This is a genomic window from Klenkia terrae, from assembly GCF_900491935.1.
Lineage (GTDB): Bacteria > Actinomycetota > Actinomycetes > Mycobacteriales > Geodermatophilaceae > Klenkia > Klenkia terrae.
Genome location: NZ_UEXK01000004.1, coordinates 4,495,917 through 4,520,398 on the forward strand (window position 1 = coordinate 4,495,917; position 24,482 = coordinate 4,520,398).

Consider the following 24,482-nt stretch of genomic DNA (forward strand, 5'->3'; position numbering starts at 1 on the left):
TCAGCCCAGCTGCGCGACCGACGCCTCGCGGGAGGCGACGGCGGCCGCGTCGGCGGCGACCGGGTCGACGGCCCGGTCGGCCCACCAGCGCTGCCCGGCCTCGGGGAGCGTGTGGATCGGGTCGTAGTAGGTGTAGCGGCGGTCCAGCGCGCCCTCGTCGGTGCGCTCGATCCCGGTCCGGTAGTTCTTGGTCCAGTAGCTGATCCCGCGTTCGCGGTCGTACTCGGCGACCTGGTGCACCCAGCGCTTGCCGACGTAGGGCACGTCGCAGACGATCCGCGGCGTGGCGAAGCCGGGCAGGTAGCCCATCAGGTCGTGCTGCAGGGTCTGGGCGACCGACAGCGGCACCCGCCAGTGCTCGGCCGACGGGATCATGTCGCACATGTAGAAGTAGTAGGGCGTGACCCCGGCGCCGTCGAGCAGCGCGAAGCACAGGTCCAGCAGCTGGCCGGCGGTGTCGTTCACCCCGTGCAGCAGCACGCCCTGGTTGCGCACGTCGCGCACGCCGGCGGCCAGCATCGCCTGCGCGGCCTCGGCGACCAACGGCGTCACCGACTGGGCGGCGTTGACGTGCGTGTGGACGGCGAGCGACACCCCGCGGGCCCGGGCGGTGCCGGCCAGGCGGGTCATCCCGGCGACCACGTCGTCCTGCAGCCAGTGCTGCGGCATCCCCATCAGGGCCTTGGTGGCCAGCCGGATGTCGCGGACCGAGTCGATCTCCAGCAGCCCGGCGACGAAGGCCTCCAGGTTCTTGAACGGCAGGTTGGCGACGTCGCCGCCGGAGACCACGACGTCGCGGACGCCGGGGGTGGCCCGCAGGTAGGCCAGCATCTCGGCCTGCCGGTCGACCGGCTTGAGGTCGAACTTCAGCTTGGTGACCGCCGGCGTGGAGTTGCCGACCAGGTCCATCCGGGTGCAGTGGCCGCAGTACTGCGGGCAGGTGGGCAGCAGCTCGGCGAGCACCTTGGTGGGGTAGCGGTGGGTCAGGCCCTCGACGGCCCACATCTCGTGCTCGTGCAGCGAGTCGCGGGCGGCGTACGGGTGGCTGGCGGCCGCGCCGGGCAGCCGGTCCGACGCCACCGGGAGCATGTAGCGGCGCACCGGGTCGGCCAGCATCGCCGCGGTCGTGGGGACCGCGGTCGGCACCATCGTGTTGAGCATCTGCGGCGGCAGCAGGAGCGACATCGTGGCCCGGCCGGCCTGGTCGGCCTCCACGTCGGCGTAGAAGGTCTCGTCGAGCAGGTCGCCGTAGACCCCGCGCAGCTGGCGCAGGTTCTTCACGCAGTTCACGCGCTGCCACTGGGCGCTGCGCCACTGCTCCGCGGTGACGTCGGCGAAGCCCGGCAGCCGCCGCCAGTCGGGTTCGACCAGCTCACGGGCGGTGTACTCGTAGGGCTGCTCCAGCACGACGACCTCCAGCTGCAACCGGCACTTCCGGTGGCGACGTCGACACCATACGGGAGATCGTTCGGTGAAACGTGACTTTCACGATAGGTTCTGCACCGACGGGTCGGAGCAGGACTGAGGAGGCACCAGGTGCGGACGGCGACGGAGCGGGCACTCGGGGTGCACCGGGTGCTGGAGCCGGTCGGGGTGCTGCCCCAGGCCGCCCGCCGGCTGGACCCCGACGCGCCCACCGGCCCCGACGAGGTGCGCATCGACGTCGAGCGGCTCAACCTCGACGCCGCCTCCTACCGGCAGCTGCACGAGGCGCACGGCGGCGACGGCGCGGCGGTGCGCGACGCCGTGCTGGCGATCGTCGCCGAGCGCGGCAAGATGCAGAACCCGGTCACCGGCTCGGGCGGCATGCTCATCGGCCGGGTCGCCGAGGTCGGCCCGGCCTCACCGCTCGGCCTGGCGGTCGGCGACCGGGTGGCCACCCTGGTGTCGCTCACCCTGACCCCGCTGCGGATCACCGACGGCCTGGCGCGCTGGGACGGCCACGGCGAGCAGGTCCCGGCGCAGGGCACCGCCGTGCTGTTCGCCCGGTCCATCGCCGCGGTGCTGCCCGACGACCTGCCCGAGAACGTCGCGCTGGCCCTGCTGGACGTCTGCGGGGCGCCGGCAGCCACCGAGCGGGTGGTCCGCCGCGGCACCTCGGTCGCCGTCCTGGGCGCGGCGGGCAAGTCCGGCTGCCTGTCGGTGGCCGCGGCCCGCGACGCGCACGCCCGCCGGGTGGTGGGCGTCGTCCGGGACGAGCGGGAGGCCGCCGCCCTGCGGGCCGCCGACCTCGCGCACGAGGTCGTCGTCGCCGACGCCACCGACCCGCTGGCCGTCGCGGCCGCCCTCGGCGAGCCCGTCGACGTCACCGTCGTCTGCGTCGACGTGCCCGGCGCCGAGCACGGGGCGGTCCTCGCGACGGTGGACGGGGGCACCGTGGTCTTCTTCTCGATGGCCACCTCCTTCCCGGCGGCGGCCCTGGGCGCCGAGGGGATGGCAGCGGACGTGACGATGCTGATCGGGAACGGCTACACGCCGGGGCACGCCGCCCTGGCCCTGGACCTGTACCGCCGCAACGCCGGGGTGCGGGCGCTGGTCGACCCGCGCGTCCACCCATGAGCCTGCTGGTCACCGACGTCACCGTGGGCGACGCCGCCGGCCGGGCCGTGCACGTCGTGGACGGCGCGATCGCCTGGGTCGGGCCCGCCGCCGGTGCGCCGCGCGCGGACCGCACCCTGGACGGCGGGGGAGCTCTGCTGACCCCGGCGTTCGTCGACGCCCACGTGCACGCCACCGCCACCGGTCTGGCGCTGACCGGGCTGGACCTGCACGGGGCGGACAGCCTGCGCTCGGCGCTGGCCGCCGTCGCCGCGCACGTGGCGGCGCACCCCACCGGCATCGTGCTGGGCACCGGGTGGGAGGAGACGGCCTGGCCCGAGGGCCGCGCGCTCACCCGGCACGACCTGGACGCCGTCGTCGGCGACCGGCAGGTCTACCTGGCCCGGGTCGACGTGCACTCCGCGACGGTGTCCACCGCGCTGCTGGACCGGGTCCCCGGCATCACCGGCCTGCCCGGCTTCGCCGCCGACGGCCGGCTCCGGCTGGACGCCCACCACGCCGCCCGCCAGGTCGCCTACGGCGCGGTCGACCCGGTCCAGCGCGCCGCGGCGCAGCGGGCCACCCTGGACCTGGCCGCCGACCTCGGCATCGGCTGCGTGCACGAGATGGCCGGTCCCGAGGTGTCCAGCGCCGAGGACCTGGCCGGCGTGCTCGCGCTGAGTCGGCAGGATCCGGGTCCGCTGGTGCTGGGCTGGTGGGGCGAGCTCTCCGAGCGCGGCGGTCTGGACGTCGTCCGCGAGCTGGGGCTGGCCGGCGCCGGCGGCGACCTGTTCTGCGACGGCGCGTTCGGCTCGCACACCGCCGCGCTGTCGACGCCCTACGCCGACCGGCCGGAGACCTCGGGCGTGCTGCGGTTCGAGACCGCGCAGCTGGTCGAGCACGTCCGGGCCTGCACCGCCGCCGGCGTGCAGGCCGGGTTCCACTGCATCGGGGACGCCGCGGTGGACCAGGTATTGGCCGCGGTCGCCGCGGTGGGGGAGCAGCTGGGCCGTGACGCCGTCCGGGCGTGCCGGCACCGGCTGGAGCACGTCGAGATGGTGTCCACCGACGCGATCGACGAGATGCGCCGCTGGGGGATGGTCGCCAGCGTGCAGCCGGCCTTCGACGCCGCCTGGGGCGGGGACGACGGCATGTACGCCGAGCGCCTGGGCGTGGAGCGGGCGCTGGCCTGCAACCCGCTGGCCGACCTGTCCGACGGCGGGGTCGCCATCGCCCTGGGCAGCGACGCGCCGGTCACCCCGCTGGACCCGTGGGGCGGCGTGCACGCCGCCGTCGACCACCGCACGCCCGGCGCCGGCCTGCGCCCCTTCGACGCCTACGACGCCGCCACCCACGGCGGCTGGCACGCCGCCCGCGCGGAGCACCGCGACGGCCCGCTGGCCGTGGGCGCACCGGCGCACCTGGCGCTCTGGGCCACCGACCTGACCCTGTCCGGAGTGCTCGCCGAGCGCGCCCGCCCCACCTGCCGCGGCCTCCTGGTGTCCGGCGACGTCGTCCGAGGAGCACCGTGAGCGCACGACTGACCCTGGACCCCGGGCTCGTCACCCGGGCCCGCGAGCTGGCCGAGCAGGCCGCCCAGCCGGTCATCGACCTGGCCGGTCGGCACACCACCGTCTCCGTCGAGCGGGCCGTGCTGCGGCTGGCCGGGCTGGAGGGCACCGACCCGGTCACCGGCGAGGGCGAGATCCCCTGGGTGAACCGCGTGGTGGACACCGTCCGCGACCAGGTCGGGCTGGCCTCGGGCGTCGCGCTGCCGGTCTGGCACGCCATCGCCTCCGGGCGGGCAGCGAGCCTGCAGGACGTCGCCGAGCAGGTCGGGGCCGGCACCGCCCGCTTCGAGCTGCCCACCGGTGCCGCCCACGAGCAGGCCCGCGAGGCCGCACTGGCCGCCGTCGGCGCCGGCCTGGGCCGGGTGGACGACGCCCGCCGCCGGCGGGAGGACCTGGTGGCCACCCACGGCGACCCGCCGCGCCGTCCCTGGATCTACCTCATCGTGGCCACCGGCGACATCTACGAGGACATCCCGCAGGCCCAGGCCGCCGCCCGGGCCGGTGCCGACGTCATCGCCGTCATCCGGTCCACCGGGCAGTCGCTGCTGGACTACGTGCCCGAGGGCGCCACCCGCACCGGGTACGCCGGCACGTACGCCACCCAGGAGAACTTCCGGCTGATGCGGGCCGCCCTCGACGAGGTCAGCGCGGAGCTCGGCCGCTACGTCCGGCTGACGAACTACGCCTCGGGGCTGTGCATGCCCGAGATCGCCGCGCTGGCCGGCCTCGAGCGGCTGGACATGATGCTGAACGACGCGATGTACGGGATCCTCTTCCGCGACATCAACCCGATCCGCACCTTCGTCGACCAGCGGTTCAGCCGGATGGTGCACGCCCGCGCCGGGATCATCATCAACACCGGCGAGGACAACTACCTCACCACCGCCGACGCGGTCGACGAGGCGCACACCGTCACGGTCAGCCAGCTGCTCAACGAGCGGTTCGCCCGGGAGGCCGGGCTCGAGGACTGGCAGCTGGGCCTGGGCCACGCCTTCGAGATCAACCCCGCCGTCCCGGAGTCCTTCCGGCTGGAGTTGGCGCACGCGATGCTGGCCCGCTCGCTGTTCCCCGACGCCCCGCTCAAGTGGATGCCGCCCACCAAGCACATGACCGGCGACGTGTTCGGCGGCTACCTGCTGGACGGGTTCTTCAACCTGGCCGGGATGCTCACCGGCCAGTCGATCCTGCTGGTCGGCATGATGACCGAGGCCGTGGTCACCCCGTGGCTGAGCGACCGGGACCTGGCGCTGCGCAACGTGCGCTACGTGCTGGACGCCGCCGGCGGGCTGGGCGAGGACTTCGCCCCGCCGCCGGGCGGGTTCATCGACACCCGGGCGCACACCGTGCTCGGCGAGGCCGTGGACCTGCTGGAGCGGATCACCGCGGACGGCCTGCTGCCCTCGATCGCGGCCGGCACCTTCGGCATCACCAAGCGCCCGGCCGACCGCGGCAAGGGCCTGGACGGCGTCGTGGTCAAGGACGCCGACCACCTGGACCCGGCCACCGAGCTGATGCAGGCCGCGCTGCTGGAGGGATCCCGATGAGCTCGATCGTCCGGCCGTACGGCGACACCACCGGCGACGGCATGGTGCAGACGTCGTTCACCCTGCCCGTGCCGCCCGGGCCGAAGGCCGAGGGGGCGGCGCTGCAGCTGGCCACCAAGATGGGCATCAGCCCGGCGATGGTGGTGCACAGCCACGGCATCGGCACCGGCTACACGTTCTTCGTCGTCTACGGGTCGGTCACCCACTTGGTGGACCTGGACGCCGTCGAGGTCGAGGAGCGCGACTACCCGCTGATGAGCCCGGCGGAGGTCAACGGGGCGATCAAGAGCCGGCTGCACCGCAAGCTCGTGGTCATGGGCGCCTGCATCGGCACCGACGCGCACACCGTCGGCATCGACGCGATCCTCAACCTCAAGGGCTTCGCGGGGGAGAAGGGCCTGGAGTACTACCGGGAGATGGACGTCGCCAACCTCGGCGCCCAGGTCACCGTGCCCGAGCTGGTCGGCCAGGCCCGCGCCGCCCGCGCCGACGCCGTGCTGGTCAGCCAGGTGGTGACCCAGAAGGACGCGCACCTGCGCAACACCCGGGAGCTGGCCGGGGCGTTCCGCGAGGCGATGGGGGAGGACCGTCCGCTGCTCGTCGTCGGCGGCCCGCGCTTCGACCCGGCGATGGCCGGCGAACTCGGCGTCGACAAGGTCTTCGGCCGCGGCACCACCCCCGGCGAGGTGGCCTCCTACCTCGTCTCCGCCCTGATCCCCGAGGAGGTCCCCGCGTGACCGCGACCGTCGGACTGACCGTCACCCACCGCCGCTACGTGCCCTACGCGCACGCCCACTACGGCGGGTCGCTGGTCGACGGCGCCTACACCCTGGGCCTGTTCGGCGACGTGGCCACCGAGGTCGCGATCGTCGGGGACGCCGACGAGGGCCTGCTCGCCGGCTACTCCGACATCCGGTTCCTGGCCCCGGTGCAGGCCGGGGACGTGCTGGAGGCCTCCTGCGAGGTGGTGGCCGTCGGCCGGCGGTCGCGGACGCTGCGCTGCTGGGCCGACGTGGTCGCCCGGGCCGCCCCGGACCGCGGCCCGTCGGCGGCCGACGTGCTGGCCGAGCCGCTGCGGGTGGTCGAGGCGACGGCGACGCTCGTCGTCCCCCTGGCCGGGACCACCGAGCGTGAGTGACACGTAACGATCTGGTAACGCCCTGCCGCAGGTGACCCGATGGCCTGTGCGACGGGTCCCGGGCTCCCTAGTGTTCCCCCGTCGCACCATCGCGATCCTGCCGCCGGTCCTGGTCAAGGGGCGAGGTCGGTCGGACCGCCGGGCGGCACCCCGCGCCACCAGACAACGGCGGGACCGGACGCAGCCAGTCGCCCGGACCGCCGGCCCGAAGGCCGGGGTGCCGCTGCCGGCGGCAGCTGCGCCGTCCCGTCGGCACCGGGTGGGATGCTGGGCGGCGTGACGGTGATCGAGTCGGTGGACCGCGACCTCCCAGCCGCGGACCCACCGCGTCGCCGCCCCGGCATGGTGCTGCGCACCCTGCTGGCGGCCGCCGGGGGAGCGGCGCTGTTCTTCGCCTTCCCCGGCTGGGACCTCTCCTTCCTCGCGGTGCTCGGTCCGGCGGCGCTGTCCCTGGCCACCCGGGGTGTCCGGCTCCGGGCCGGGCTGTGGCTGGGCCTGGTCCACGGCCTGGCGTTCTTCGTGCCGCTGCTGTCCTGGACCGGGATCTACGTCGGATCGTTCCCCTGGCTGGCGCTGTCGGTCACCGAGGCGCTCTACGTCGCGCTGCTGGGCGGCGCGCTGGCGGTCACCGCCCGGCTGCGCGGCTGGCCGCTGTGGGCGGCGGCCCTGTGGGTGGGCGACGAGGCGTTGCGCGGCAGGTGGCCGCTGGGCGGGTTCCCGTGGGGCCGGCTGGGCTTCAGCCAGGCCGAGGGACCGTTCACCGCGTTCGCCGCCTACGGCGGGGTCGCGCTGGTCAGCTTCGCCGTCGCGCTCACCGGCACGCTGCTGGCCGCGGCCGGCCTGGCGCTGGCCCGGGCGTGGCGGGACAGCTCGGCCGCCGAGCGCCGCACCCGGTCCCTCCGCGCAGCCGCCCTCGCCGTCGTCGGCACGCTCGCCGTCCCGCTCCTGGGCACCGCGGCCGCGCTGCCGCTGGCCGGCGGGTCGCTGACCGAGGGCGGGCCGACCCGCACGGTCGCGGTCGTGCAGGGCAACGTGCCCCGCGCCGGGCTGGACTTCAACGCCCAGCGCCGGGCCGTGCTGGACAACCACGTGAGCGAGACGCAGGCGCTGGCCGCGCAGGTGGCCGCCGGAGAGGTCGCCCAGCCCGACCTGGTCATCTGGCCGGAGAACAGCTCCGACATCGACCCCTACCTCAACGACGACGCCGCCGCCGCGATCGACCGCGCCGCGCAGGCGATCGGTGCCCCCATCCTGGTCGGGGCCGTGGTCAGCGGCCCGGGCCGGTTCATCTCCAACACCGCCATCGTGTGGGACCCGGAGACCGGCCCGGGGGAGACCTACGTCAAGCGGCACCCGGTCCCGCTGGCCGAGTACGTGCCGGCCCGCTCGTTCTTCCGGTTCTTCAGCGACAAGGTCGACCTGGTGCGCGCGGACTTCCGCGCCGGCACCGAGATCGGCACCCTGGACATGGCCGGCACCACGGTCGGCGACGTCATCTGCTTCGAGGTGGCCTACGACGGGCTGGTCCGCGACGTGGTCGACGGCGGCGCCACGATGATCGTGGTGCAGACCAACAACGCCACCTTCGGCTTCTCCGACGAGAGCCCGCAGCAGCTGGCGATGGGCCGGCTGCGCGCGGTGGAGTTCGGCCGCTCGGTGGTGATGGCCTCGACCAGCGGCATCAGCGCGGTCATCGCCCCCGACGGCTCGCTGATCCGCAGCTCGGACCTGTTCACCCCGGCCACGTTCGTCGAGGACATCGCCCAGCGCGACGGGACGACGGTCGCCGCCCGGGTGGGGGTCTGGCCCGAGGTGGCCCTCACCGTCCTCGGGCTGGGTGCCTTCCTGGCCGTCGTGGCGGGCGGGGTCCGCCCCCGCCGAGCCGCCCGGTGACCGCCCCCGCCGACGGTGTGCTGGTCGTCGTCCCGACCTACTGCGAGATCGAGAGCCTCGAGGCGGTCCCCACCCGGCTGCACGCCGCCGTCCCCACCGCGCACGCGCTGGTCGTCGACGACGGGTCGCCCGACGGGACCGGCGAGCTGGCCGACCGGCTGGCCGCCGCCGACGAGCGGGTGCACGTGCTGCACCGCACCGCCAAGGCGGGCCTGGGGCCGGCCTACGTCGCCGGTTTCCGCTGGGCCCGCGAGCACGGCTGGCCGGTGGTGGTCGAGATGGACGCCGACGGGTCGCACCCGCCCGAGCAGCTGCCCGACCTGCTGGCCGCCCTCGCCGACGCCGACCTGGTGCTCGGCTCGCGGTACGTGCCCGGTGGCCGGGTGGAGAACTGGCCGGCCCACCGGCTGGCGATATCCCGGATCGGCAACGTCTACACCCGGCGCGTCCTGCGCCTGCCGCTCACCGACGCGACCGGTGGTTTCCGGGCCGCCCGGGCCGACCTGCTGGCCCGGTTGCCCTTCGACGTGGTGGCCAGCCAGGGCTACTGCTTCCAGGTCGACTGGGCCTGGCGGGCGGTCCGCAGCGGGGCCCGGGTGGTCGAGGTGCCGATCACCTTCAGCGAACGCACGGCCGGCAGGAGCAAGATGAGCTCCTCGATCGTTGGGGAAGCACTGGCCCGGGTGACCTGGTGGGGCCTGCTGGACCGGGTGGCCGATCGGCTGCCCGGCCGAGTGCCCCGACCCGTGCCGGCCCGAACGCGAACCGGAGGACCGACATGACGAGCCGACTGCGCACCTTGCTGGGCCTGGGTGCCCTGGCGGAGGTGGCGGTGTTCATCGCCGTCGCCGCCTGGATCGGGGTGGGCTGGACCATCCTGGCCGCGCTGGTGACCAGCGCACTGGGCTGGGTGCTGCTGGCCAAGCAGGGCACAAAGACGCTCACCGAGCTGCGGCTGCGGGCCCAGGAGCACCGCGCCCCGGGCACCGCGCTGGGCGACGCCGGGCTGATCGCCGCCGGGGGAGCGCTGATGATCCTGCCCGGGTTCCTCGGTGACCTCCTGGGCCTGCTCTGCCTGCTGCCCGGGACCCGCAAGCTGCCCCGGGCGCTGATCGCCCGGGCGGTGCTGAACCGGCTGCCCGACCGCGCCCGCGGCCCGGTCCGGGTGCAGAGCACCCGCCCGGCCCAGGTGCACCCCGAGCCCGCCGACCGCCCGGCGGTCATCGAGGGCACCGTCGTCGAGCGCTGACCCCGACACGCAGAAGGGCCCCTCCGGAGTGGGCGGATTCCAGGGGTCGTCGCAACACCGCTGGTCAGTAGGCCGGTTGCAGTAGAGCACGCAGACGCTGGGCTGGGGTCTGCCAGTCCAGCGTCTTGCGTGGTCGGCCGTTGAGCTGCTGGGCAACGTGTTCGAGGTCGGCGGGGCCGTGGGCGGCCAGGTCAGTTCCCTTGGGGAAGTACTGGCGGAGTAGTCCGTTGGTGTTCTCGTTGGAGCCGCGTTGCCAGGGGCTGGCCGGGTCGCAGAAGTAGACCGGCATCCCGGTAGCCATGCTGAAGGATCGGTGAGCGGCCATCTCCGCGCCCTGGTCCCAGGTCAGAGAGCCGCGTAGATGCCCGGGCAGCGTGGCCATGGTGGCCACGAGCTGATCGCGGACTGCCTCGGCGGTCCGCCCGTTAGGTAGGTGCACCAGCATCACGTAGCGGGTGGTGCGCTCGACCAGGGTGCCGATCGCCGATGCACCGTCGGCGCCGATGATCAGGTCGCCTTCCCAGTGCCCGGGCACGGCACGGTCCTCGACCTCGGCAGGCCGCTCGCTGATCATGACCATCGGGTCGGTGAACCGGGAGGTGCGGGCGGCGGGATCGCGGTGAGGTGTGCGGCGGGTTCGCCCGGTCCGCAACGCGACGGCCAGTTCCCGGCGCAGTCCGCCGCGGGCTTGGAGGTAGATGGCCTGGTAGATCGTCTCGGTGCTCACCTGCCTGTCCTGGTCACCGGGGTGATCCTGACGCAGGGTGTGGTGGATCTGCTCCGGTGACCAGCGCTCATCCAGCCCGGCCTGCACCGCCGCGCGCAGCGGCCCGTCGGTGGCCAGCTTGGCCGTCTTGGGTCGTGCCCGGCGTCCTGCAGCTGCGCGGTGGGCGCCGTGGGGCCGGTAGGCGCCGCCGGGGTCGGTGTTGCGGGTCAGCTCGCGGCTGACCGTGCAGGGCGGACGGTCCAGTGCTGCAGCGACGTGGCGGATCGAGTGGCCCGCGGCGCGCAGGTCGGCGATCTGCTCCCGCTCGGCCAGGCTCAGGAAGCGGTGGTGCAGCACCTTCTCCACCGCCGGCAACGATGGCTGGTGGGTGATCGTGCCGGCGGCGTAGTCCACGACCCGACCATCGGGATGCAGCCGCCGGGAGTTGACCTTGCGGATGCCCTTGTCCCAGTCCTGCGCGGTGCGCACGTTGACCCCGACCGACGCCGCAGCCGCCCGCCGGGTGGCACCACCAGCCCGCAGACGCTCGTACTCACCGCGACCGGGATGCCCGGTGTACTGGCGTCGTGACCGCACACCGGCAGCGCGGGTCCAACCAGCCGCCAAGCTGCGCCCGACTCCGACCTCGGCCGCTGACACCGTGACGCTGCCAGTGCGATCGAAGGATGCAAAGAACGCCGCCTTCACCCGCACGCGATCCCGAGCTGGGTCTGAGATGTCCTGGAACGACACGGTCGCTGCAACTCCCGAAGTGCTCGGGTGTTGCAGCGACCGTTAGAACCCGCCGTGATCCGGAGGGGCCCTTCTGCGTGCTTCAGCTGACCTTGGTGCGGCGCGTCTTCAGGACGTCGAGGCGCTCGGCCAGGACCTCCTCGAGGTCGGCCTCCGAGCGGCGCTCCAGGAGCATGTCCCAGTGCGTGCGCGGGGGCTTGACCTTCTTGGGGGCCGGCTCGGCCCCGCCCACCAGCTTGGCGGCGGAACCGTCGTACTTGCACTCCCAGGTGTCCGGGAGCTCGGCGTCGTCGGCGAAGGGCACCGTGACGATGTGGTTCTGCTCGCAGCGGTACTCGGCGTACTGCCGGTCGATCGGCGCGGTGTTGCGCTCGGTCTCGTAGCTGACGCTGCCCAGTCGGCTGCCGCGAAGGGAACGTTCGCCCATGGCACACCGTCCTCTCGTGCTCGTGGTGGTCCGTGCTCGATGCCCCATCGGCGGGCCGCTGACGCATCCGCAGCGCGAGCTGCGGGCAGTCACCCGGACGGGGCCGATCGGATCAACGACGGAAGTCGGACGGAGATTCCGTCTCGTCAGTCGGTCATCATCGCACGGACACCTGCCCGTCGGCCAGCTGCTGCCCGGGGAAGCTGAGCTGACCCGGTCCGGTGGGGGTGGGTCCGAGCTGGCCCCGGACGTGGTGCCGCCGGCAGAGCACCTGGTAGCGGGTGTCCTCCTCCGACGGACCCGGGGCGGTGTCGGCGACCACCACGGTCTCGCCCTCCCGCACCATCGCGCCGTCCACTACCCGGGCGTTGAGCAGCCCGGGCGCCCCGCACCAGCACAGCACCTCGACCTGGATCCGCTGCACCACGTCGGCCAGCTCGAACAGCCGCCGGGTGCCGGGGAACAGCTCGGCGCGGAAGTCGGTGGTCAGGCCGAAGGCGTAGACGTCGACGTGCGACTCGTCGACCAGCTCGGCCAGCTGCTCGACCTGGCGGCCGGTGAGGAACTGCGCCTCGTCCACGACCACGTAGTCCACCCGGTGCCCGCCGGCCCAGCGGTCCCGGACCATCAGCCGGACGTCGGTGTCGGCGTCGAGCTCCACCGCCTCGCGGGAGAGCCCCACCCGGCTGCTGATCTGCGGTGCCCGGGACCGGTCGCCCTGGGTCAGCCGCAGCCCCTGCCGGCCCTGCCGGCTCTGGTTGTGGTCCACCTGCAGGGCCAGCGTGGACTTCCCGCAGTCCATCGGGCCGTGGAAGAACGTCAGGTGCGCCGGCGCCGCGTGCCGGCGCCGGTCCCCGGACGCCGGGACCGACACGGGCTGGCTCACAGCATCTCCGGCGGGGTGTTGCCCGCGGCCAGGACGGCGCGGCGCATGGGCAGCCGGGCCAGCAGCACGAACCCGGCGACGAAGAAGACCACAAGGCTGATGATGGCCAGCCGGTAGGAGCCGGTGAGCTGGTAGGTCAGGCCGAACGCCAGCGGGCCGAGCCAGCTGGTACCGCGGTCGCTGATCTCGTAGAAGCCGTAGTACTCGGCCTCCTTGCCCGCCGGGATCAGGTGGCTGAACAGCGACCGGGACAGCGCCTGCGTGCCGCCCTGGACCAGCCCGATCACCGCGGCCAGCGCGTAGAACTGCGCGACGGCGCCGGTCTGCAGGAAGAACGCGGCCACCAGCACCGCCGTCCAGGCCACCAGGCAGCCCAGGACGGTCCGGGTGGCGCCGTACCGGGCGGCGACCCGCCCCAGGCCCAGGGCGCCGGCGATGGCGACCACCTGGACCATGAGGATGGCGCCGGTGAGCACCGACTGCTCGAGGTCCAGCTCCTCGGTGGCGTAGACCGCCGACAGCGAGATGACGGTCTGCACGCCGTCGTTGAACAGCAGGTAGGCGCCGAGGAACCAGAGGGTCAGCGGGAAGGCCCGCATCTCCTTCAGCGTGCTCGCCAGCTGCCGGAACCCGCTCCCCGTCCGGCCCTCGGTGACCGCTACCGGCCGGTTGCGCAGCCGGGACACGGTGAAGACGGTGAAGGCGCCCCACCACAGGCCGGCGGTGGCCAGGCAGATCCGCACCGCCTCGCCCTCGGTCAGCCCGAGGGACTCCGCGGACAGGAACAGCCCCAGGTGGACGGCGAGCAGCAGCGCGCCGCCCACGTAGCCGACCGCCCAGCCCCGGCTGGAGACCTTGTCGCGCTCGTCGGGCCTGGCGAGGTCGGGCAGCCAGGAGTAGTAGACGACGGTGGCCGCGCCGAAGCTGATGTTGGCCAGCACGAACAGCCCGGCCCCCAGCACGTAGCGGCCGTCGGCGACGAAGAAGAGGCCGGTGCACGAGGCGGCGCCGAGGAAGGCGAACCCGGCCAGCAGCTCGCGCCGTCGTCCGGTCCGGTCGGCCACGGCGCCGGTGATCGGCAGCACGACGACCTGGACGACGACGGAGAACGACAGCACGAAGGAGAACCAGCTGCCCGGGTCGATCCCCAGGAAGCCCAGCTTCCCGTCCGGGCCGGCGGCGTCGCGGGCCACCGAGGTCAGGTAGGGCCCCAGGAAGACGGTGGTGACGCTGGTGTTGAACACCGACATCGCCCAGTCGTAGGAGTACCAACCGGTGCGCTCGCGGCGCAGTGCCCGGTCGGGGGTGCTGGTGGTGCCCTGGGCTGCGCTCACCGGCGCAGGGTGCCAGCCGGGGGCGGGGGTGGTCCAGCACCGGGCACGTCGGCGGGCACGAGTCCTCCGGGGAAGGCGGCCACGGCCTTCACCGGGCGGGTGGGGTCGGCGAAGGCGATCCGGTCGGTGGGTTCATGGGCGCGCAGCGGGACCAGACCCCGGGTGATGGCAGCCATGATGCGGGTGCGGGCCCGGTTGGCGTCCCCGGTCCGGCCGGGCTCCAGGTCGTCGAGGGGCACCGGGGCGCCGACGTGCACCCGCAGCGCCGGCTGCCGCCAGGCCGCCGACAGCGCGGTGCGCAGCTTGCCCCAGTCGTTGCCGTACTGCAGCACCTCGTGGGCACCCCACTGGCTGACCGGGATGACCGGGACCCGGGTCTGCAGCGCCAGGCGGGCCAGGCCGGTGCGCCCGCGCTCGGGCCAGCCGTCGGCGGTCAGGCCCACCCGGCCCTCGGGGTAGACCAGCACCTGCCCGCCGTGCTCCAGCGCGACCAGCACCACCCGCATGGCGTGCGCGGCGACGTCGGTGCCGCGGTCCACCCGGATGCCGCCGGACCGCTCGAGGACGGGTCCGGCCACCGGGGCCTTCATGATCCCGCCGGTGGCCAGGAACCGGGGGACCACCCCGACCCCGTGCAGCGCGGCGGCGACGGTGAAGGTGTCGTAGTCGCCGATGTGGTTCGCGGCCAGGATCAGCGGGCCACGCCGCAGGTGCTCCGGGACCGACCCGGTGACCAGCACCCGGCCGAACAGGGACACCGCGGGCGACACGGTGGTCAGCGCGAGGCGCCACAGCCACCAGGGCGGCTGCGCGGCGATCGCCAGCTCCCGGCCGAACCACTCGGGGTCGGTGTCGACGACGGAGGCCTCGAGGTCGGCGGGCAGCGGTGGGGTGGCCGGTCGCCAGGTCCGCAGCCGTTCCCTCATGCCGGGCCCCAGACCCCGCGGCGGGTGAACACCTCGCGCAGCATGGTGGGCCGGTCGGTGAGGATGCCGTCGACGCCGAGGTCCAGCAGGCGGTCGACCTCGACGGGGTCGTCGACGGTCCAGACGTGCACCTGCAGGCCCCGCTCGTGCGCCGCGGCCACGAACCGCTCGTCGACCAGCGGTCGCCCGCCCAGCTGCACCGGCACCTGGGCGCAGCCCGCCTGGATCCGCACCAGGCCGGCCGCGCGGGGCGACCAGGAGGACAGCCGGAGGGCGGCCACGCCCTTGGGGCCCAGCGAGGTGCACAGCTCGGGCCCGAGCAGCCGGCGGGCGGCCGCCACCCGGGCGTCGGAGAACGAGGCCAGGCAGATGCGGTGCAGGGTGCCGGTGCGCCTGATGAGCGCGGCCAGGGGAGCGAGGACCCCGGCGGTCTTCACGTCGATGTTGAAGCGGACGTCGGGCCAGGCGGTGAGCAGCTCCTCCAGCGGCAGCACGGGGTCACGGCCGCCGATCAGCGCCCCCTGCACCTCGCTCCAGGGCAGCGCGTCGACCCGGCCGACCCGGTCGGTCACCCGGTCCAGGACGGCATCGTGGAAGGCGACCAGCACGCCGTCGGCGGTCGCCCGGACGTCGGTCTCTAGGTACCGGTAGCCCAGGTCGACGCAGGCCTGGAACGCCGGCCGGGTGTTCTCCACGTGCTCGATCGCGCCGCCGCGGTGGGCCATGGCCAGCGGTGTGGGCCCGTCGAGGAACGGGAAGCGCGGCACCGGCACGCCGTCACGCTATTGGGCGACCGTGCGACGCGCCGCTGCCGGGGGTCGTGCGGGCGTGTCCGGCCCCTGTGCGGGCGCTGGACGTCTACCTTTCCGCTCGTGGTGGCAGAGCAGGTCGTGACGCACGACGTCCCGGCGCCGGGTGCGTCTTCCCGGCGGTCCCGGCGGCGCCCGGCCGACGCCGAGGAACGCCGCTGCGGCTGGTGCCGCAACGTGCTGCCGGAGCAGGAGTCCGTGGGGCGGCCGCGGCTGTACTGCGGCCAGGCGTGCCGGCAGCGAGCCTACGAGCAGCGCTCGGCCACCGCGAAGGCCGGCCTGTCGCCCGACGTCGTGCTGGTGACCCGCACGGAGCTCGACGGCCTGCAGGACAGGTTGTTCCAGCTGCGCTGCGCCCTGGAGGACGTGCAGACCCTGCTGACGGAGAAGCCGACCAAGGCCGAGCTGGAGCGGGCGCTGTCGGAGCTGGTGCGCTCGACGGGCCGGCTGGACAAGCTGTGGCTGACCGGGCGGTCGGCGGGCTGACCCGCCGACCGGGGCAGGCCGGTCAGTCGACCGGCGCGCCTTCCTCGATGCCGACGTCGCCCGCGGGGTCCTGGTTGCCGTGGTTGTAGACGCTGCCCTGGGAGACGTCGGTCGGGTCGTTGCCCGACAGGTTGTCCGTGGAGTCCTTCGACGTGCCGCTGCGCTGACCCAGGCCGTCGGTGTCGCTGCAACCGGTCAGGGCGGCCCCGCCACCGAGCAGGACGAGGGCGGTGACGGCGGTGACGACCGGACGGCGGATCTCCATGCCCGGAGCCTAGGCGACCCGCCGGGTCCGCGGGCACCCGACACCCGACCGTGGTCTGGCACCATCCCGCCGTGGCCGACACCTACACCGTGACCCGCGAGACCGTCGTCGCGGCGCCGCCCGCCGCCGTCCTGGAGCGGCTGGTCGACTTCCGCCGGTGGCGCGACTGGTCGCCGTTCGAGGACCTCGACCCGGACATGCAGCGGACCTACGACGGGTCCGGGGTGGGGAGCAGCTACGCCTGGGCCGGGTCGATGAAGGCCGGCGCCGGCCGGATGGAGCTGACCGACGTGTCGGCCACCCGGGTGGTCGTCGAGCAGGAGAACACCAAGCCGCTGCGCTCGCGCAGCACGTCGACGTTCACGCTCACCGAGGTGGACGGCGGCACCCGGGTCACCTGGGCCGGCACCGGCACGCTCAACCGGCTCATGCGGGTGGCCGCCCGGGTGGTGCCGATGGAGAAGGTGCTGGGTCCGGTGTTCGAGAAGGGCCTGACTCGGCTGGGGGAGCAGGTGCAGCGCGTCCGTTGACCGCCCGGTCGCCGAGTCGTACGGTTTTGCGTACAAGGGGGTGGCCCGTGCGGACCATGAGCTACAGCGAGTCCCGTGCCCGGTACGCGGAGGTGCTCAGCAGCGTCGTCGACGACCGCGAGGAAGTGATCATCACCCGCGCCGGCCACGAGCCCGCGGTGATCGTCGCCCTCGACGAGTACGAGTCGCTCAAGGAGACCGCCCACCTGCTGCGCAGCCCGGCCAACGCCCGGCGCCTGCTGGCGTCGGTCGAACGGCTCGAGGCCGGCGGCGGCGTCGAGCGGGAGCTCGTCGACCCCGACGGCTGATGCGCGTCGTCTTCGACCAGGACGGCTGGGACGACTACCTCTGGTGGCAGCAGCAGGACCGCAAGGTCCTGCGGCGCATCAACACGTTGATCGCGGACATCGCAGGCAACGGCAACGACGGCATCGGCAAGCCCGAGCCGCTGCGGGACGGTTTCCACGGCTACTGGTCCCGGCGGATCACCGAGGAGCACCGACTGGTCTACCGCGTCGACGACGACGCTGTCCGGATCGCTGCCTGCCGGTACCACTACGAGTGACGTCATTGCGTCACCGTGACGCAACCGGGCTGGTCTCGGTGGGTCCGGGGGGAGCGGCGGCCATCTGGACCAGGGCCCGACATCGGGGGTCATCGGGCCGGGCTCGGCTGTTCGCCGGGTGCCGAGCGGTCGGGTCGGGCGGCCGCCGGTCGACGTGCAGCCGGGGTCCGCGCCGGCGACCGGTGGACGCCGAGGCGTCGGGGTGCACAAGCGTCGCGACAGGGCGTTCGTTTACGACGACCGACGGTCCGGACGAGCTGACGACGTCCTGGTCGGCGCGGTGCTGGGCTGCGACGTCCGAGCCGTCCGGCGGACGGCCCACCAGACCCCTCTCGGCCGTTCTGGACTCTGCCGATAATCGACATTATGTCAGGTAACGGAGTTCAGACCCCGCTCAGGCGGCCCAGCTGTCGTCGGCGATCATCGCCTCTGCCTGCTGACGCCACGAGGCGATGATCTGCGGCTGCGGCACGCCGCAGAACGCGGTCAGCCGCTCGGCCATCGCGATCGACACGTCGGCCAGCACGACCATGCAGGGCTCGGCCCGGTCGTCGGACCCGAGGTCGTGGGCCAGTCGGCTGGCCTCCCCCAGGTCCTCGGTCGCGGTGTAGAGCAGCGTCAGGACGGTGGGCACCACCGGCTGGGCGGCCGGCACCGGCTGCACCCGCAACCCGTCGAGCACCCGGGACGCCGGGCACCGGCCGACGGCGCTGGCCTGCCGCACCGACAGGTTCGTCACCGCGAGCACGCCCAGTACCCCCAGGCCGTCCGGCGCGCCGGACAGCTCCTCCAGCACGACCTCGAAGACGGCGTACTCGTCCTGCTGGCGGGCGGCCACCAGGTCCAGCGCGGTCCGGTAGAGCTGAGGGCTGAGTCGCGTCACGTCGACCTCCGGAGCTGGTCCACCTGGTGGGGCTACACGATGTTCTATCGGCAGCCCGAGCGCCAGGGCGGGCTCAGGCGCCGTCAAAGTCGTGCTGGCGCCAGGCCTCGTAGGCGGCGATCGCCGCGGCGTTCGACAGGTTCAGCGACCGCCGGCCGGCCAGCATCGGCATCCGCAGCCGGTCGGTCACCCGCGGGTCGGCCAGGACCTCCTCGGCGAGCCCCGTCGGCTCCGGGCCGAACAGCAGCACGTCCCCGGGCCGGTAGGCGACGTCGGTGTACCGGGTCGTGGCCGAGGCGGTGAAGGCGAAGACCCGGGCGGCGGGCACCGCGGCGAGGAACTCGGGCAGGCCGTCGTGCACGGTGACCGAGGCGAGGTCGTGGTAGTCCAGCCCCGCCCGCCGCAGCTTGGCGTCGGACAGGTCGAACCCCAGCGGACCGATCAGGTGCAGGTGCGCCCCGGTGGCCGCCACGAGCCGGATCGCGTTGCCGGTGTTCGGCGGGATGCGGGGTTCGTGGAAGGCGATGTGGAACACGACGTCAGTCTTCCCCGCCGGCCAGGACCATCAGCACCGCGTCGACGGTGTGCTCGCCCCACTGCTGCCGGGCGGTGCCGACCTCCCGCCACCCGTGCCGCAGGTAGAGCCCGCGGGCGTCGGCGTCCGGGGTCACCAGCAGCACCGGGACCCGCCCGAGCGACCCCGCCGTCGCGACCGCGTGGTCGAGCAGCACCAGCCCCGCGCCGCGCACCGAGCCGTCGGTGACCAGCCGGGACAGCACCGCCAGGCGCTCGGCGGGCGTCCCGGTGGCCGCCGACCAGCGCTGCGCGGCCAGCTGCTCCCCCGCGTCGTGACCGGGCCCGGTCGCCGGGTGCAGGGCCACGTGCCCGACCACCCGCCCGTCGTGGACGGCGACCGCGGACACCAGCTCGGTCGGCAGCGCCAGCCAGTCCGCCCGGACGACGGAGGCCCGCACCGGGTAGCCGACCAGCTCGTGGCTGCGCTGCAGGATCTCCAGCAGGCGCGGCAGATCGGCGTCCTCGCGCGGGCGGACGGTGAGCCCAGGGGTCGTGGACACCCGGGGCCTACGGTGCCAGCAGGCCGGCCGCGGCCAGGCCGGCGCGCAGGGCGGCGACCTCGGTGTCGTCGAGCTCGGCCAGCGGCTGGCGGACCCGGCGGTCGTCGAGGACGCCGAGCAGCTGCAGGGCGGCCTTGGCGGTCGACGCGCCGTAGTTCGGCACGCCCATGACCGCGTCGAAGGCCGGCAGCAGCCGGGTGTGGATCTCCAGCGCCGTGCCGTGGTCGCCGGCGAGGAAGGCCTCGACCATCGCCCGCAGCTGCTCCCCAGCCGCGTGCGCCACGACGCTCACCAGGCCGACCGCGCCGTAGGCCAGGTAGCCCAGGGTCAGGGCGTCGTCGCCGCAGTAGACCTCGTAGCCCAGCTGCCGCAGCCGCGCGGCCTGGGCGGGGTTGCCGGTGGCGTCCTTGACGGCGACGACGGTGTCCAGCTCGAGGGCGGCCCGGTAGGAGTCCAGCGCGATCGAGGACCCGGTCCGGCTCGGCACGTCGTAGAGCATCACCGGGACGTCGCTGACCCCGGCGACGGTCGTGATGTGCCCGAGGATGCCGTTCTGGCTGGGCTTGTTGTAGTACGGCGTCACCACCAGCAGGCCGTCGGCGCCGATGCCGGCCGCCTGCTCCGCGATCTCCACCGAGTGCGCCGTGCTGTTGGTCCCGACGCCGGCGATCACGGTCGCCCGGTCCCCCACCGCCTCCCGGACGGCGGCCAGGATCTCGCCGTCCTCGGGCACGGTGGTGGTCGGCGCCTCTCCCGTCGTCCCGGAGACCACGACGCCGTCGCTGCCGGTGTCCACGACGTGCCTGGCGATGCGGGCGGTGGCCTCGAGGTCGACCCGGCCCTGCGCGTCGAACGCGGTGGCGATGGCGGTGATCAAGCGGCCGAAGCGGGGCGTGGAGCTCACCGCGGCACTCTAGCCAGCGCCGGCGGCCGGGCCGTTCAGCCGCTGTGCTGGGCCACGTTGACAACCGTGCCGTCGGGTGCCCGGACGAAGAACCGCCGCACGCCCCACGGCTCGGTGGTCAGCGGGTGCACGATCTCGTAGCCCGCCGCGCGGGCCTCGGCGTAGGCGGCGTCGACGTCGTCGGTCTTCACCGTGAGGGCGGAGTCCTCGGGAGCGGTGGCGTCGGCGGTGACCAGCTGGACGTGCAGGCCGGTCGCCGGGTCGGTGTACCGGGCCACCCAGCCCAGGCTGAACTCCTGCTCGCACAGCCCCACGAAGTCGCGCCAGAACCCGGCCTGCTCGACGTCGGCCACGGGCAGGTTCGGCGTGATGCCGACGACGCGCACCGCGTCAGCCGGCCAGGGTGACGTCGGCGGCCGGCACCACCGCGGCGGTGCGGCCGGGTGCGGTCTGGAAGCCCCAGTACAGGTTGGTGTGGGAGATGAAGTCGGCCGGCGCCGGGGCGCCGTAGTCGCTGAGGTCCTCCGTGGTGTGCGCGTCGCCGACCAGCGTGACGTCGTAGCCGCGGGTGAACGCCCCGTGGATGGTGGAGCGGATGCAGGCGTCGGTCTGCGCACCGGTGACCACCAGCCGGCCGACCCCGGCACCGGCGAGCACCTGCTCGAGGTCGGTGCCCTCGAAGGAGTCGCCGTGCTCCTTGTGCACGAGCGCCTCCCCCTCGGCGCGCTGCAGCTGCGGCACGACCTGCCACTGCTCGCTGCCCTGCGGCAGCTCGGCAGACGAGTGCTGCACCCACACGACCGGCACCTGCTCGGCGCGCGCCCGGGAGACCAGGCCGTCGATCCGCTGCACGACCTCGTCGGTCCCGTGCGAGCCGGCCATCACCCCGTTCTGCACGTCGATCACCAACAGGGCGGTGTTCGGGCGGTCGGTCAACGTGGTCATCGCGGGTCTCCTCGGGGGCGGTCGCCGGGTGGTGAGGGCACCGTAGGCCCGCGCACCGACAGTTCTGCCCGGTCCCGGTTGAGTAGTGCTGCGGTGGGGTCGCCGTCCCCCGCCGGAGAGGGTCGTGTGGTGACCCCGTACCAGCGCGCCGCCGCCGTGTCGTCCTCCCCCGTCACCCGGCCCGCCGACCCCCGGTGCCGGGACCGGTGGCCCGGTGCCGGCGACCTCGTCGGCCAGCTGGCCCTGCTGGCCGCCGCGCTGGTGGTCGGGGCCGCGATGCTGGTCAACCGGCTGCAGCTGCCGCCGGACGCCGACCGCACCTGGGCGCTGGACGCGACCACGCTCGCGCTGCTGGGCACCGCCGCGGTCGTGCACTCCCTGGCCCGGCGCGGCCGACCCGGCCGGTGGCCGGTGCTGCTGCTCGCCGGGCCGCTGCTGGCCGCCGTCGTCCTGGCGCCCGGCCTCGCCGGCTGAGCCGGGTCAGCCCGTCGGGCGCTGCGCGTCGTGCTCGGCGACCAGCTGCCGGAACCCGGCGGCGGCCTTGGCCCGGCCGGGGATCTGCGGCGGGGCGGTGGAGCGCACCTCGGCGACCACCCGGCGGGTCAGCGCCAGCGCCGACTCCCCCGGCAGCGGCTGCACCGGCGGCAGGAACTCCACGGTGATCCGCGGCCGCTTCGGGAAGCGGACGACGTCCACCGCACCGGTGATCCGCACGCCCACCACCGGGGTGCCCTCGACGGCCTGGGCCAGCCGGCCGGCGCCGCTGAACACCTTCATGGTCCGCCCGCGGGAGACGGTGCCCTCGGGGAAGACACCGATGCAGCCGCCGTCCCGGAGCACCGCGACGGCGGCGGCCAGGGCGGCGGCGTCCCCGCGACCGCGGGACACCGGGATCTGCCCCATCCGGTCCAGGACGGCGCCCACGACCTTGTTCTTCCACAGCGAGTCCTTCGCCAGCGCCCGCACCTGCCGGCGCCGGACGGCGGCCACCCCGACCACGACCGGGTCCCAGGCGCTGTCGTGGTTGGCCATGAGGACGACGGGGCCGGTCGCCGGCACGTGCTCCGCGCCGACCACCCGCAACCGGCCCCAGCCGCGCACGATCGGGGTGCCGACGGCCATGACGAGCGCGTACGCCCAGGTCAGCTTCACCGGGCCGCCAGCAGGACGGAGACGGCGAGGAAGTGGCAGGTGGCCGCGGCGCAGACCAGGGCGTGGAACACCTCGTGGTAGCCGAAGACCAGCGGGCGGGGATCGGGCCGGCGCAGGTGGTAGCCGACCGCGCCGAGGATGTAGAGCGCTCCCCCGCCCAGCACGAGCCACCCGGCGGCGTGGCCGGCGGTGTCCCACAGCGCAGGCAGGCCGAGGGCCGACAGCACACCCAGCCCGATGAAGACGCTGCCCATCAGGACCTCGTTCACCTGCAGGAAGACCAGGTGCAGGCCGATCGCGGCCAGAGCGCAGGTCCAGACCAGGCCCAGCAGCAGGTAGCCCGCCGTCCCGCGGACCGCGAGCAGCGCGATCGGGGTGGCAGTGCCGGCGACCAGCACGACGATCATCGACTGGTCCAGGCGCTGCAGCACCCGGCGGGCGGCGGGCGACCAGGTGCCCAGGTGGTAGAGCGCGCTGGTGCCGAGCAGGCCGACCAGGGCGACGACGTAGACCAGGACGGCGGTCGTCTCCACCGGTCCGCGGGCGGCGACCACGAGCAGGACGCCGAAGACCAGCGCGAGCTGGGACCAGGCCAGGTGCAGCCAGCCACGCCACGTCGGGCGGACGTGGTGGGTGTCCCGCTGCGCGTCGTAGAGCAGGGCGGGTGGCGCCGACATCGGCGGGGCGGTCACGGGTGCCTCCTCGTGGCCGTCCGGGGGTTCGAAGCGGCCGGCGTCAGTCTGCCCGACGGATCACCGGCGTGGCGGGTCGGCTCAGGGCTCGACGACGACGTCGTCCCCGCGCCGCACGGCCCGCCGGACCCGCAGCGGGAGCACCCGGCCGAGCCAGCGCACCGCGGTCGTGTAGCCCGAGGTCGGGCCGTGGTAGCCCAGGAAGCCACGGGGGCCCTCGACCATCGCCCCGCTGCGGACGTCGTAGCGCGCCCCGTGCCAGGGGCAGACCAGGCAGCCCTCGGCGTCCACGGTGCCGCGGGACAGGTCGCCGAGCTGGTGCCGGCACCGCCGGGAGACGGCGAACAGCTCTCCGCCCGAGGTGCCGACGGCGGAGGACCCCACCGGCGCGACGGTGCCGGGGGTGAGCTGGGCGGCGGGGATGCTGGGACGGTCGGTGTCGGTCATGCCCGGGCGCTACCCGTCGAGCCCCGGGCTCAGCCCTCGGCGGGCCGGTGTGGTCGGCTGGACGGCGATGGACGAGATCTGGGACCGGGTGGGCGCCACCTCTCCCCCGCTGCCGCCGCTGTGGCTGGGGGTCACCGCCGTCCTCGCGCTGGTCCTGGTCGTGCAGCGCGACCTCTGGCGGGTCACCCGCAACGCGGTGACGATCGCCCACGAGGGCGCGCACGGCGTCGCCGCGCTGGTCACCGGACGACGCCTGGCCGGCATCCGGCTGCACTCGGACACCTCGGGGGTGACCGTCTCCCGCGGCCGGCCCACCGGCCCGGGCATGGTGCTCACCGCGGCGGCCGGCTACGTCGGTCCCGGTCTGCTCGGGCTGGGCGCCGCCGCGCTGCTGGCCGCCGGGCACGCGATCGGCATGCTGTGGGCGGTGCTGGCCCTCCTGGCGCTCCTGCTGCTGCAGATCCGCAACTTCTACGGGCTGTGGTCGGTGCTGGTCACCGGGGCGCTGGTGTTCGCGGCGACCTGGTGGCTGCCGGCGCAGTGGCAGGCCGGGTTCGCCCACGTCGTGGTGTGGTTCCTGCTGCTCGCCGCCCCCCGCACGGTGTGGGAGCTGCAGGCCGCCCGTCGCCGGCACGGCTCCCCCGACAGCGACGCCGACCAGCTCGCCCGCCTGACCGGCGTCCCCGGGCTGGTCTGGGTCGGGCTCTTCCTGCTGGTCGACGTCGGCGCCCTGGTGCTCGCCGTCCGCTGGCTGCTCCCCTGA

At 74.4% G+C, this 24,482-nt stretch carries 31 protein-coding genes; 14 read left to right on the forward strand and 17 right to left on the reverse strand.

The genetic code is table 11. The features are described 5' to 3' along the window. Positions 1-1,425, reverse strand: a complete 1,425-nt coding sequence (locus LFA75_RS22255) for a KamA family radical SAM protein (protein ID WP_225235760.1) — start codon at positions 1,423-1,425, stop codon at positions 1-3. A gap of 111 nt (positions 1,426-1,536) precedes the next feature. Here LFA75_RS22255 and kdd point away from each other — a divergent pair, with 111 nt between their 5' ends. From kdd to LFA75_RS22295, 8 genes are all read left to right on the forward strand, one after another. Then, a complete protein-coding gene (gene kdd / locus LFA75_RS22260; RefSeq protein ID WP_225235761.1) occupies positions 1,537-2,559 on the forward strand; it encodes an L-erythro-3,5-diaminohexanoate dehydrogenase in 1,023 nt (340 codons plus the stop codon). Then, the gene (locus LFA75_RS22265) at positions 2,556-4,070 is read left to right on the forward strand and encodes an amidohydrolase (RefSeq protein WP_225235762.1); all 1,515 of its coding nucleotides are present in this window, start codon (positions 2,556-2,558) and stop codon (positions 4,068-4,070) included. The genes kdd and LFA75_RS22265 overlap by 4 nt, the downstream gene beginning before the upstream one ends. Further along, positions 4,067-5,653 (forward strand): lysine 5,6-aminomutase subunit alpha, encoded by a 1,587-nt coding sequence (kamD, locus tag LFA75_RS22270; protein WP_225235763.1) that lies wholly within the window; start codon positions 4,067-4,069, stop codon positions 5,651-5,653. The genes LFA75_RS22265 and kamD overlap by 4 nt, the downstream gene beginning before the upstream one ends. Then, positions 5,650-6,390 carry a lysine 5,6-aminomutase subunit beta gene (gene kamE, locus LFA75_RS22275; protein WP_225235764.1) on the forward strand — a complete coding sequence of 247 codons (741 nt, stop codon included), beginning with the start codon at positions 5,650-5,652 and terminating at the stop codon, positions 6,388-6,390. The genes kamD and kamE overlap by 4 nt, the downstream gene beginning before the upstream one ends. Continuing rightward, positions 6,387-6,791: a 3-aminobutyryl-CoA ammonia lyase gene (gene kal / locus LFA75_RS22280; protein WP_225235765.1), complete on the forward strand. Its 405-nt coding sequence runs from the start codon at positions 6,387-6,389 to the stop codon at positions 6,789-6,791. Before kamE ends, kal begins: the two co-directional genes overlap by 4 nt. A gap of 276 nt (positions 6,792-7,067) precedes the next feature. Beyond that, complete coding sequence (gene lnt, locus LFA75_RS22285) at positions 7,068-8,684, forward strand: apolipoprotein N-acyltransferase (protein WP_225235766.1); 1,617 nt, start codon at positions 7,068-7,070, stop codon at positions 8,682-8,684. Next, on the forward strand, positions 8,681-9,466 hold the full coding sequence (locus tag LFA75_RS22290; RefSeq protein ID WP_225235767.1) for a polyprenol monophosphomannose synthase: 786 nt from the start codon (positions 8,681-8,683) through the stop codon (positions 9,464-9,466). The genes lnt and LFA75_RS22290 overlap by 4 nt, the downstream gene beginning before the upstream one ends. Then, positions 9,463-9,933: an FxsA family protein gene (locus tag LFA75_RS22295; RefSeq protein WP_225235768.1), complete on the forward strand. Its 471-nt coding sequence runs from the start codon at positions 9,463-9,465 to the stop codon at positions 9,931-9,933. The genes LFA75_RS22290 and LFA75_RS22295 overlap by 4 nt, the downstream gene beginning before the upstream one ends. Positions 9,934-9,997: 64 nt before the next feature. On the opposite strand, the gene LFA75_RS22300 is transcribed toward LFA75_RS22295, so the two are convergent. The 6 genes from LFA75_RS22300 to LFA75_RS22325 form a co-directional block, all read right to left on the reverse strand. Further along, entirely contained in the window at positions 9,998-11,182 is a 1,185-nt protein-coding gene (locus tag LFA75_RS22300) for an IS30 family transposase (RefSeq protein ID WP_404820981.1), read from the reverse strand. 292 nt (positions 11,183-11,474) lie between these two features. Further along, complete coding sequence (locus LFA75_RS22305) at positions 11,475-11,819, reverse strand: RNA polymerase-binding protein RbpA (RefSeq protein ID WP_225235769.1); 345 nt, start codon at positions 11,817-11,819, stop codon at positions 11,475-11,477. A gap of 157 nt (positions 11,820-11,976) precedes the next feature. Next, the gene (locus LFA75_RS22310) at positions 11,977-12,705 is read right to left on the reverse strand and encodes a thymidine kinase (RefSeq protein ID WP_225235770.1); all 729 of its coding nucleotides are present in this window, start codon (positions 12,703-12,705) and stop codon (positions 11,977-11,979) included. After that, positions 12,702-14,039: an MFS transporter gene (locus tag LFA75_RS22315; RefSeq protein WP_225235771.1), complete on the reverse strand. Its 1,338-nt coding sequence runs from the start codon at positions 14,037-14,039 to the stop codon at positions 12,702-12,704. Before LFA75_RS22315 ends, LFA75_RS22310 begins: the two co-directional genes overlap by 4 nt. Beyond that, positions 14,036-14,965: a lysophospholipid acyltransferase family protein gene (locus LFA75_RS22320; RefSeq protein ID WP_225235772.1), complete on the reverse strand. Its 930-nt coding sequence runs from the start codon at positions 14,963-14,965 to the stop codon at positions 14,036-14,038. Before LFA75_RS22320 ends, LFA75_RS22315 begins: the two co-directional genes overlap by 4 nt. Next, entirely contained in the window at positions 14,962-15,738 is a 777-nt protein-coding gene (locus tag LFA75_RS22325) for a glycerophosphodiester phosphodiesterase (RefSeq protein WP_225235773.1), read from the reverse strand. Before LFA75_RS22325 ends, LFA75_RS22320 begins: the two co-directional genes overlap by 4 nt. Positions 15,739-15,837: 99 nt before the next feature. Between LFA75_RS22325 and LFA75_RS22330 the strand changes: the two genes are divergently transcribed. Further along, positions 15,838-16,260, forward strand: coding sequence for a hypothetical protein (locus LFA75_RS22330; protein WP_225235774.1), 423 nt, complete (start codon positions 15,838-15,840; stop codon positions 16,258-16,260). Between the two features lie 22 nt (positions 16,261-16,282). On the opposite strand, the gene LFA75_RS22335 is transcribed toward LFA75_RS22330, so the two are convergent. After that, on the reverse strand, positions 16,283-16,525 hold the full coding sequence (locus LFA75_RS22335) for a hypothetical protein (RefSeq protein WP_225235775.1): 243 nt from the start codon (positions 16,523-16,525) through the stop codon (positions 16,283-16,285). Positions 16,526-16,596: 71 nt separating this feature from the next. On the opposite strand from LFA75_RS22335, the gene LFA75_RS22340 reads away from it, so the two are divergent. The 3 genes from LFA75_RS22340 to LFA75_RS22350 are packed head-to-tail and all read left to right on the forward strand — an operon-like array spanning position 16,597 to position 17,620. Further along, complete coding sequence (locus tag LFA75_RS22340) at positions 16,597-17,055, forward strand: SRPBCC family protein (RefSeq protein WP_225235776.1); 459 nt, start codon at positions 16,597-16,599, stop codon at positions 17,053-17,055. A gap of 56 nt (positions 17,056-17,111) precedes the next feature. Next, positions 17,112-17,363 (forward strand): type II toxin-antitoxin system Phd/YefM family antitoxin, encoded by a 252-nt coding sequence (locus tag LFA75_RS22345; RefSeq protein ID WP_225235777.1) that lies wholly within the window; start codon positions 17,112-17,114, stop codon positions 17,361-17,363. Next, a complete protein-coding gene (locus tag LFA75_RS22350; RefSeq protein ID WP_225235778.1) occupies positions 17,363-17,620 on the forward strand; it encodes a Txe/YoeB family addiction module toxin in 258 nt (85 codons plus the stop codon). The genes LFA75_RS22345 and LFA75_RS22350 overlap by 1 nt, the downstream gene beginning before the upstream one ends. 394 nt (positions 17,621-18,014) lie before the next feature. On the opposite strand, the gene LFA75_RS22355 is transcribed toward LFA75_RS22350, so the two are convergent. The 6 genes from LFA75_RS22355 to LFA75_RS22380 form a co-directional block, all read right to left on the reverse strand. Beyond that, entirely contained in the window at positions 18,015-18,503 is a 489-nt protein-coding gene (locus LFA75_RS22355) for a hypothetical protein (RefSeq protein WP_225235779.1), read from the reverse strand. A gap of 73 nt (positions 18,504-18,576) precedes the next feature. Next, on the reverse strand, positions 18,577-19,038 hold the full coding sequence (locus LFA75_RS22360; protein WP_225235780.1) for a tRNA (cytidine(34)-2'-O)-methyltransferase: 462 nt from the start codon (positions 19,036-19,038) through the stop codon (positions 18,577-18,579). Positions 19,039-19,042: 4 nt separating this feature from the next. Continuing rightward, on the reverse strand, positions 19,043-19,579 hold the full coding sequence (locus tag LFA75_RS22365) for a GNAT family N-acetyltransferase (RefSeq protein WP_225235781.1): 537 nt from the start codon (positions 19,577-19,579) through the stop codon (positions 19,043-19,045). 7 nt (positions 19,580-19,586) lie between these two features. Further along, positions 19,587-20,483, reverse strand: a complete 897-nt coding sequence (dapA, locus tag LFA75_RS22370) for a 4-hydroxy-tetrahydrodipicolinate synthase (protein WP_225235782.1) — start codon at positions 20,481-20,483, stop codon at positions 19,587-19,589. Positions 20,484-20,518: 35 nt separating this feature from the next. Beyond that, the gene (locus LFA75_RS22375; protein WP_225235783.1) at positions 20,519-20,869 is read right to left on the reverse strand and encodes a VOC family protein; all 351 of its coding nucleotides are present in this window, start codon (positions 20,867-20,869) and stop codon (positions 20,519-20,521) included. A gap of 4 nt (positions 20,870-20,873) precedes the next feature. Next, positions 20,874-21,428, reverse strand: a complete 555-nt coding sequence (locus LFA75_RS22380; protein WP_225235784.1) for a cysteine hydrolase family protein — start codon at positions 21,426-21,428, stop codon at positions 20,874-20,876. A 129-nt stretch (positions 21,429-21,557) separates the two neighbouring features. Between LFA75_RS22380 and LFA75_RS22385 the strand changes: the two genes are divergently transcribed. Then, positions 21,558-21,902 (forward strand): hypothetical protein, encoded by a 345-nt coding sequence (locus tag LFA75_RS22385; RefSeq protein ID WP_225235785.1) that lies wholly within the window; start codon positions 21,558-21,560, stop codon positions 21,900-21,902. A gap of 6 nt (positions 21,903-21,908) precedes the next feature. On the opposite strand, the gene LFA75_RS22390 is transcribed toward LFA75_RS22385, so the two are convergent. From LFA75_RS22390 to LFA75_RS22400, 3 genes are all read right to left on the reverse strand, one after another. Next, positions 21,909-22,580, reverse strand: a complete 672-nt coding sequence (locus LFA75_RS22390) for a lysophospholipid acyltransferase family protein (RefSeq protein ID WP_225235786.1) — start codon at positions 22,578-22,580, stop codon at positions 21,909-21,911. Then, positions 22,577-23,272, reverse strand: coding sequence for a PAQR family membrane homeostasis protein TrhA (trhA, locus tag LFA75_RS22395; RefSeq protein ID WP_225235787.1), 696 nt, complete (start codon positions 23,270-23,272; stop codon positions 22,577-22,579). The genes LFA75_RS22390 and trhA overlap by 4 nt, the downstream gene beginning before the upstream one ends. An 81-nt stretch (positions 23,273-23,353) precedes the next feature. After that, positions 23,354-23,719, reverse strand: coding sequence for a Rieske (2Fe-2S) protein (locus tag LFA75_RS22400; RefSeq protein WP_225235788.1), 366 nt, complete (start codon positions 23,717-23,719; stop codon positions 23,354-23,356). On the opposite strand from LFA75_RS22400, the gene LFA75_RS22405 reads away from it, so the two are divergent. Further along, positions 23,718-24,482: a M50 family metallopeptidase gene (locus tag LFA75_RS22405; RefSeq protein WP_225235789.1), complete on the forward strand. Its 765-nt coding sequence runs from the start codon at positions 23,718-23,720 to the stop codon at positions 24,480-24,482. The genes LFA75_RS22400 and LFA75_RS22405 overlap by 2 nt on opposite strands.

Excerpts from the sequence above, each read along its gene's own strand:
- LFA75_RS22265 (WP_225235762.1), top strand. The coding sequence starts at position 2,556 with ATGAGCCTGCTGGTCACCGACGTCACCGTGGGCGACGCCGCCGGCCGG.
- kamE (WP_225235764.1), top strand. The coding sequence starts at position 5,650 with ATGAGCTCGATCGTCCGGCCGTACGGCGACACCACCGGCGACGGCATG.
- LFA75_RS22295 (WP_225235768.1), top strand. The coding sequence starts at position 9,463 with ATGACGAGCCGACTGCGCACCTTGCTGGGCCTGGGTGCCCTGGCGGAG.
- LFA75_RS22305 (WP_225235769.1), bottom strand. The coding sequence starts at position 11,819 with ATGGGCGAACGTTCCCTTCGCGGCAGCCGACTGGGCAGCGTCAGCTAC.
- LFA75_RS22320 (WP_225235772.1), bottom strand. The coding sequence starts at position 14,965 with ATGAGGGAACGGCTGCGGACCTGGCGACCGGCCACCCCACCGCTGCCC.
- LFA75_RS22335 (WP_225235775.1), bottom strand. The coding sequence starts at position 16,525 with ATGGAGATCCGCCGTCCGGTCGTCACCGCCGTCACCGCCCTCGTCCTG.
- LFA75_RS22345 (WP_225235777.1), top strand. The coding sequence starts at position 17,112 with ATGAGCTACAGCGAGTCCCGTGCCCGGTACGCGGAGGTGCTCAGCAGC.
- LFA75_RS22350 (WP_225235778.1), top strand. The coding sequence starts at position 17,363 with ATGCGCGTCGTCTTCGACCAGGACGGCTGGGACGACTACCTCTGGTGG.
- LFA75_RS22380 (WP_225235784.1), bottom strand. The coding sequence starts at position 21,428 with ATGACCACGTTGACCGACCGCCCGAACACCGCCCTGTTGGTGATCGAC.
- LFA75_RS22405 (WP_225235789.1), top strand. The coding sequence starts at position 23,718 with ATGCCCGGGCGCTACCCGTCGAGCCCCGGGCTCAGCCCTCGGCGGGCC.
- LFA75_RS22400 (WP_225235788.1), bottom strand. The coding sequence starts at position 23,719 with ATGACCGACACCGACCGTCCCAGCATCCCCGCCGCCCAGCTCACCCCC.